Source organism: Jeotgalibacillus sp. ET6 (assembly GCF_029667115.1).
Taxonomy (GTDB): Bacteria; Bacillota; Bacilli; order Bacillales; family Jeotgalibacillaceae; genus Jeotgalibacillus.
In genome coordinates this window covers 1-288 of sequence record NZ_JARUIU010000051.1, presented here as the reverse complement: position 1 = coordinate 288, position 288 = coordinate 1, and the positions used below count along the sequence as shown (strand labels likewise).

Below are 288 nucleotides of genomic sequence, written 5' to 3'. Positions count from 1 at the left end.
GCTGCCAGCAGCGGGCAAGAAGACCGCCCCCGAAGCCTCCATCAGGTTCCACCGTGTGGAATCGATTGAATTGTAGCCGAACTCGGTTTCGTTTTGGTTGACGTTGTGAAGGCTTTCGGTTTTCGGGTTCCAGTCGTCGGGTAATAGTATGATCCCGTTGAAGTGATCCACCCTTGCCTTAGCATATCGAACACCCGATGAGGTGTTGCGCTGGAAAAGCACATACTCCCACTCTTCTCCCGTGAGGGTGCGCCACAGGCCCTCCCTGTTGCTTCCATTGAGGATGGC

The 288-nt window shown here is 55.2% G+C and carries 1 protein-coding gene; it reads right to left on the bottom strand.

The features are described from left to right. On the bottom strand, positions 1-288 hold a 288-nt coding region (locus P6709_RS19830; protein ID WP_278242627.1), incomplete at both ends, for a hypothetical protein.